Source organism: Micromonospora sp. NPDC049049 (assembly GCF_040649115.1).
GTDB lineage: Bacteria > Actinomycetota > Actinomycetes > Mycobacteriales > Micromonosporaceae > Micromonospora.
Genome location: NZ_JBEZEX010000021.1, coordinates 122,516 through 128,923 on the forward strand (window position 1 = coordinate 122,516; position 6,408 = coordinate 128,923).

General features: G+C 68.6%; 3 protein-coding genes and 1 pseudogene. 2 read left to right on the top strand and 2 right to left on the bottom strand.

Annotated features, from left to right (window positions below; translation table 11 throughout):
* The first annotated feature begins 75 nt into the window (after positions 1 to 75).
* Entirely contained in the window at positions 76 to 2,469 is a 2,394-nt protein-coding gene (locus AB0B68_RS21725; protein ID WP_357207786.1) for an RICIN domain-containing protein, read from the top strand.
* Positions 2,470 to 2,533: 64 nt separating this feature from the next.
* On the opposite strand, the pseudogene AB0B68_RS21730 reads toward AB0B68_RS21725, so the two are convergent.
* Both AB0B68_RS21730 and AB0B68_RS21735 read right to left on the bottom strand, forming a co-directional pair.
* Positions 2,534 to 3,502 (bottom strand): annotated as a pseudogene (locus AB0B68_RS21730) (family 43 glycosylhydrolase); the annotation flags it as partial.
* A gap of 54 nt (positions 3,503 to 3,556) precedes the next feature.
* The gene (locus AB0B68_RS21735) at positions 3,557 to 4,582 is read right to left on the bottom strand and encodes a LacI family DNA-binding transcriptional regulator (RefSeq protein WP_355006919.1); all 1,026 of its coding nucleotides are present in this window, start codon (positions 4,580 to 4,582) and stop codon (positions 3,557 to 3,559) included.
* A gap of 412 nt (positions 4,583 to 4,994) precedes the next feature.
* Here AB0B68_RS21735 and AB0B68_RS21740 point away from each other — a divergent pair, with 412 nt between their 5' ends.
* Positions 4,995 to 6,311 (top strand): extracellular solute-binding protein, encoded by a 1,317-nt coding sequence (locus AB0B68_RS21740; RefSeq protein ID WP_357262146.1) that lies wholly within the window; start codon positions 4,995 to 4,997, stop codon positions 6,309 to 6,311.
* The last annotated feature ends 97 nt before the right edge of the window (positions 6,312 to 6,408 follow it).

Genomic DNA, 6,408 nt, shown 5'->3' on the forward strand with positions numbered 1-6,408 from the left:
CCGACCCGTCACCCCCGCGCTGGTCGAGGCCGCTCCGCCACCCCCACCCCGTTCTCATGTCAGGAGCACCATCCCGTGTCCTCGTCCCTTTCGCCGCTGCGCCGACTGCTGGCCGGCGCCGCCGCGACAGCGGTGACCGCGCTGGTCGCGGTAACCGCCTCGGCGTCCCCGGCCTCCGCGGCCACCACCACCCTCTACGCGTCGCCCTCCGGCACCGGCACCGCGTGTTCCGCCAGCCAACCGTGTTCGCTGACCGCCGCCCAGACCGCGGTACGGGCGATCAACAGCGCGATGTCCGGTGACATCGTCGTGGAGTTGGCCAACGGGGCGTACCGGCTCTCGTCACCGCTGCGGTTCACCGCGGCCGACTCGGGCAACAACGGCTATCAGGTGATCTGGCGGGCGGCCTCCGGCGCGCGTCCGACGATCACCGGCGCCCGGGCGGTCACCGGCTGGTCGCTCGTCGACTCCGGAAAGAACATCTGGCGGGCCAACGTCGGCGCAGGGCTCGACTCCCGTCAGCTCTACGTCAACGGGACCGTCGCCACCCGGGCACGCACCGCCGTGAACCGCTCCGACTTCACCTTCACCACGTCCGGCATGCGGTTCACCAACAGTGCGCTGAACTACCTGAACAACCTCGGCAACCAGAACCGGGTCGAGGTGGAGAGCGTCGGCTCGTTCACCGACCGGTACTCGCCGGTGCAGAGCATCAGCGGAAACTTCCTGACGATGCAGCAGCCGGCGTGGAACAACAACACCTTCGGGTTCGACACCCTCTCCAGCCCGCACCGCGCCGGTCCCTTCTACCTGACCAACGCGTACGAGTTCCTGGACTCGGCGGGGGAGTGGTACCTCAACCCGAGCAACGGCCAGCTCAACTACATCCCCCTCGCCGGGCAGAACATGAGCTCGGTCAGCGTCGAGTTGCCACAGCTACAGTCCCTGGTCAACGTCGGCGGCACCCTCAGCGCGCCGGCGCACCACATCTCGTTCAGCGGCATCACCTTCACCGGCACCAGCTGGCTCGGCCCGAGCAGCAGCAACGGTTTCGCCGACCAGCAGACCGGTGCCCACATCACCGGCACCTGGTCCCGGCCCTCCGACGCGCTGACCTCCTGCCAGGCCGGCTGCCCCCAGTTCGAGGCCACCCGGCCGAACTGGAACCAGATGCCCGCCGCCGTGCAGGTCTCCGCTGCCAACACCATCACTTTCAGCGACTCCCAGTTCGTCAACCTCGGGCAGACCGCGATCGGCATCGGCAACGACGCCAACGCCCATGCCAGCGGTGTCGGCCTGGGCGCCAGCGACATCACCGTCACCCGCTCCGAGATCGCCCGTAACTCCGCCGGTGGCGTCGTGGTCGGTGGCGTACGCGCCGACGCCCATCACCCCAGTGACCAGCGGATGGTCAACCGCAACATCACCATCAGCAACAACCGGGTGCACGATCTCGGCCTCGAGTACCGGGGCGTGGTCTCGATCCTGACCACCTATGTGAACACGGCGTCGGTCTCGTACAACGAGGTCTACAACATGCCGTACACCGGTCTGTCGGTCGGCTACGGCTGGGGCGCCAACGACGCCGGTGGCAGCCAGCACTACGCCAACCGGGGCCTCTACAACTACCAGCCGCGCTACACCACGGCGACCACGGCGGCCAACAACCAGGTCATCGGCAACTACGTGCACGACGTGATGCAGCAGATGACCGACGGCGGCTGCATCTACACGCTGTCGGCGAACCCGGGCGCGACCATCAACCAGAACTACTGCCTGCGGACCAACGGCTGGTTCGGGCTCTACTTCGACGAGGGCTCCCGCTACTACACCGCCCGCAACAACGTGTTCTCCTCCACCGGTACCTGGGCCACCGCCAACTACTGGTACGCGGAGAACATGGGCAACTTCACGGTCACCAACAACTGGTCGACGAACAACTCCACGAACGTGACGAACGGCGACCGCGGCAACGTGGTCAACGGCAACGTCACGGTCAGCAACGGCAGTTGGCCGTCGGGCGCGCAGACCGTGATCAACGCGGCTGGCGTGCAGAGCGGCGGCGGCACCAACCCGCAGAACGTGCAGATCGTGGGTGCACAGTCGGGCCGCTGCGCCGAGATCGGAAACTCCAGCACCACGAACGGCACGCAGGCCCAGATCTGGGACTGCATCAGTGCGGCCACCAACCAGCGGTGGACCCACACCGCCAGCCGTCAGCTCATGGTCTACGGCACCAAGTGCCTGGACGCCTCCGGCCAGGGCACCAGCAACGGCACCGCCGTGGTGATCTGGGACTGCAACGGTCAGGCCAACCAGCAGTGGAACGTCAACGCCAACGGCACGATCACCGGTGTGCAGTCGGGTCTCTGCCTGGACGCCAACGGCGCCGCGACGGCGAACGGCACGAAGCTGATCCTCTGGGCCTGCTCCGGCGGCACCAACCAGCAGTGGCAGTTGCGCAGCTGATCCAGTAGCACGACACCGACAGGTCCGGGCCGGGGCGGGACGCCTCGGCCCGGACCTGTCCGGTCTACCCCGCCACGTTCGCCCGGTCCACTGTCAACCCGGTCGCGGCGTCGTAGCGGACCGGGATGGGATCGGTGAGTTCCCCGACGAATGTTCCGTCGACGTGGTCGAGGAAACCGATGAGGGACCAGTCGTCGGCGGGTCCGGGGACCAGCCGTGGCGCGTACAGGTGCGGGTGGGTGAACGGCCGGGCGGACGCGATGTCCCACGGCCCGAGGGTGGTCTCGCCCGGTGCCACCCAGATCCGGTGGTCGTCACGCCGGGCGCTACCGGTGGCGTCGGTGGAGAAGAGCAGCAGCGGCTGCCCGTCGAGCACCGCGACCTGGGGCACCTCCAGGTGACCGAAGCCGGCCGGAGTCGACAGCGGCGGCGCGACGGTCCAGGTGACGAGGTCGGTGGAGGTGGCGTGCCCGACGACGCCACGGGTGTTCGCCGGACCGGAGTTGGCGCGGGCGGTGATCAGCATGTGCCAACCCTCGCCGTCGGGGTCGGGGAAGACCCAGGGGTCACGCCACGCCTGCTCGTACCACAGCTCCTTGTCCAGCAGCTCGTACCAGGTGGGGTCGGCCTGGACGATCGGCTCCGTGCCGTGCCGGTGCCACGTCATGAGGTCGTCGGAGACGGCCAGTCCGATGCGTTGGACGAGCCCGTCCTCGGCGCGACCGACGCCGGTGTAGAACAGGTACCACCGTCCGTCCGGCCCGCGGACCGTGCAGCCCGTCCAGGTCGCCAGGTCGTCCCAGCCGGGTGCGTCGGAGGGGACCACGGCGTCGGCGACCAGGCGCCACGAGCGCAGGTCCGCCGAGACGGCGTGGCCGATGGTGGCCCGGCGGTGGCGGCGGTGCGGGTCGTGCAGGGCGCGGGACGCGCGCAGGAAGAACACGTGCCAGAGGCCGTTGTCGTCCCGCGCGTACCAGCTGTCCCACACCCAGTGGTCGGGTAGACGAAGCATGGTCGGAAACCTAGCACTAAACCGTTTTAGCGTCGGTCAGGGCCAGTCTTTGGTACGGATCGGAGGGGCCGTTGCTCAGCCGGCCGGAGGCGCGAGGGACCGGCGTCGACGCAGGGGCATCGGCACCAGTGAGGGCTCGACGGCACCCCCGTCCAGGAGCAGTTCGACCGCTCGACGTCCCATCTGTTCGTGCGGCAGCGCCGTGGTGGCCAGGCTCGGACGCAACCAGGCGGCGATCGGGTCGTCGTCGAACGAGATGACCGAGATGTCCTCCGGGACGGTCAGCCCCGCCTCGCCGAGTGCCTGGTACGCGCCGAAGGCCAGCCGGTCGTTCATGCAGATGATCGCGCTGGGTCGCTCCGGCTTGCTGAGCAGGCTTCGCGTGGCCGCGTACCCGTGCTCGGGCAGCCACTCGGTGCAGAAACACTCGGCCAGGAGACCGACCTTCGCCTCGTCCAGCGTCTGCCGGATGCCGTGCAGGCGGGCGCGGGCGGCGAGCGAGACCTCGGGGTCGTCCTCCTTGAGCCGGTTGCGGCCGATGAGCGCGATCGCGTCGCGGTGGCCGAGCTCCAGCAGGGCGGTGGCGACGGAGCGCCCGGCCCCCTCGTCGTCGGGGACAACGCTGGGCAGGCCGTCGGGGCTGGTGGCGTTGAGCAGCACCACCGGACCGCCGAGGATGGCGGCGGGCACCGTCAGCCGTCTGGTCGCCATCGCCGCGTAGATAACCCCGTCGACCTGCCGGTCCAGGACGGCCTCGATGGCGTACTGCTCGAAGGTGGCGTCGCCCTGCGTCTCGGTGATGAGCAGGACATGGTCCCGTTCGCGGGCCGCGTCGAGGGCGCCGCGGATGAGGTCGCCGGCGAACCGGGTGGTCGCCACGATGTCGGAGACGAACGCGATGGTGGCCGTCTTGCGGGTGCGCAGGCTGCGCGCGGCCAGGTTGGGTCGGTAGCCGAGTTCCTCGGCGGCGGCGAACACCCGCTGGTGCGCCTCGGCCGAGAGTCGGGTGCCCTCCCTGCCGTTGAGCACCATCGACGCGGCGGTCTTGGACAGCCCGGCCATCCGCGCGACGTCGGCGAGTGTTGCTCTGTTGCGGCCCATCAGTCCTCCGAATCAGGCGCGGTGCCACGGGCGCCGCTCCTGCCCATCATGATGCTTCGCCGTCCGGGATCGAGCGCCGGTCACGTCGGGTGTGGTGTGAACCCGACGTTTCCGCACCGTTGCCAAGTTGTCCTTGACAGCTTCCCGTGCCGCGCGCATGCTCTGCTAAATCAGTTTAGCGACCACTTCTGGTGCATCCAGAGGCGCCTTCGGTGGCCGTGCCGGTTCCTTTTGTGCTGACGGTACGGGTGCCGCGCCCGCGCGACAGGTCACGACGTACGTGTCGTGGCCTCCGCCGGGTCGCGGTGGTCCCGGTGGAGCCGTCGCGTGGCCATGGGTCGCGCGACGCGTGGAGATGTCGAGGAGTCATGAAATGGCAGAATTGCTGACAAAGTTTTCGCGACGGAGAACTGTGCTCCTCGCCTCGCTGCTGGCCGTCGGGATGACCGCGACGGCCTGCAGCGCGCCGGGTGAGGACCGCTCGTCGACCCAGAAATCCGACGCCGCCGTCAAGACGGAGTTGGGCGCCGACCCGATCACCCTGGAGATGTACGCGGAGACCGGCTTCCCGCTGGCCAAGGCGTTGGCCGACGAGTTCTCCAAGCAGCACTCGAACGTCAAGTTCAACGTCCGCGAGGACCAGTTCACGGTGATCGTGGAGAACGCGCCCCGGGTGATGGCGTCGGACAACTCGCCCGACATCATCCGGCTCCCGACCATGGTCGACCTGGTCAAGGACGACCTGCTCAAGAACCTCGACCCGTACTTCACCGCGTACGGCTGGGACAAGTTCCCCGCCTCGCAGCTCATGCAGCTGCGCGTCGGCGAGAACACCCGGGGCACCGGCTCGCTGTACGGGATGGGTCTCGGGTACAGCGTCACCGGCGTCTTCTACAACAAGAAGCTGGCCACTCAGATCGGCATGACCCAGCCGCCGGCCACCGTCGCCGAGTTCGAGGAACTGCTGGCCAAGGCGAAGACCGGCGGGGTCCAGCCGATCATGCAGTTCAACAAGAACACCGCCGGCATCAACTTCCCGCACCAGGCGCTGCAGAACCAGTTCGGCGACCCGACCCAGGTCGCCGACTGGATCTTCCAGAAGCCGGGGGCCACGTTCGACACCCCGGCCGCCCTGAAGGCCACCCAGACCATTCAGAAGTGGGCCCAGGCCGGCTACTTCACCAAGGACGCCAACGCTCTGGACTATGCCGGCATGGTGGGGGAGTTCCAGAAGGGCAACGGCCTGTTCATGTTCAACGGCGACTGGGAGTCGGCCAACCTCGACAAGTCGATGCCCGGCAACGTGGGCTTCTTCCTCTTCCCCACCGAGTCCGCCGGTGGGAAGCACGTGGCGATGTCCGCCCCCAACACCTTCGGTGTCTCCGCCAAGGCCAAGAACCCGGACGCCGCCGCGTACTTCCTGAACTGGGTGCACACCAACGCCAAGGCCCGCGAGATCTCGGTGACCGTCGGCGGCTCCAGCCCCGGCGGCCCGAGTGACCTGCCGGTGCCGAGCGCCGCCCCGAACACCGTGCTGGCCGAGACCCTGAAGGCGTCACAGCAGCTCGGCGCGGAGAACGGCGCTGTGGACTTCACCGCGAACGCCACCGGCGGCATCTTCGCCGCCGCGATCACGCCGGAGATGCAGAAGCTGATCGCCGGTCAGCAGACGCCCGAGGGGTACGTGAAGGCGGTCCAGGCCGAGTACCAGAAGGAACTGTCCCGATGACGTCTGCCCTCGGCAGCGCACCAACCGGGCGCGACGCGGAGGCCACCCAGGTGGTGACCCGGCCCACCGACGCCGACGCCACCCAGGTGGTGACCCG

What these genes read in the sequence shown, in the direction of transcription:
- AB0B68_RS21735 (WP_355006919.1), bottom strand. Translation starts at nt 4,582, where the DNA reads ATGGGCCGCAACAGAGCAACACTCGCCGACGTCGCGCGGATGGCCGGG.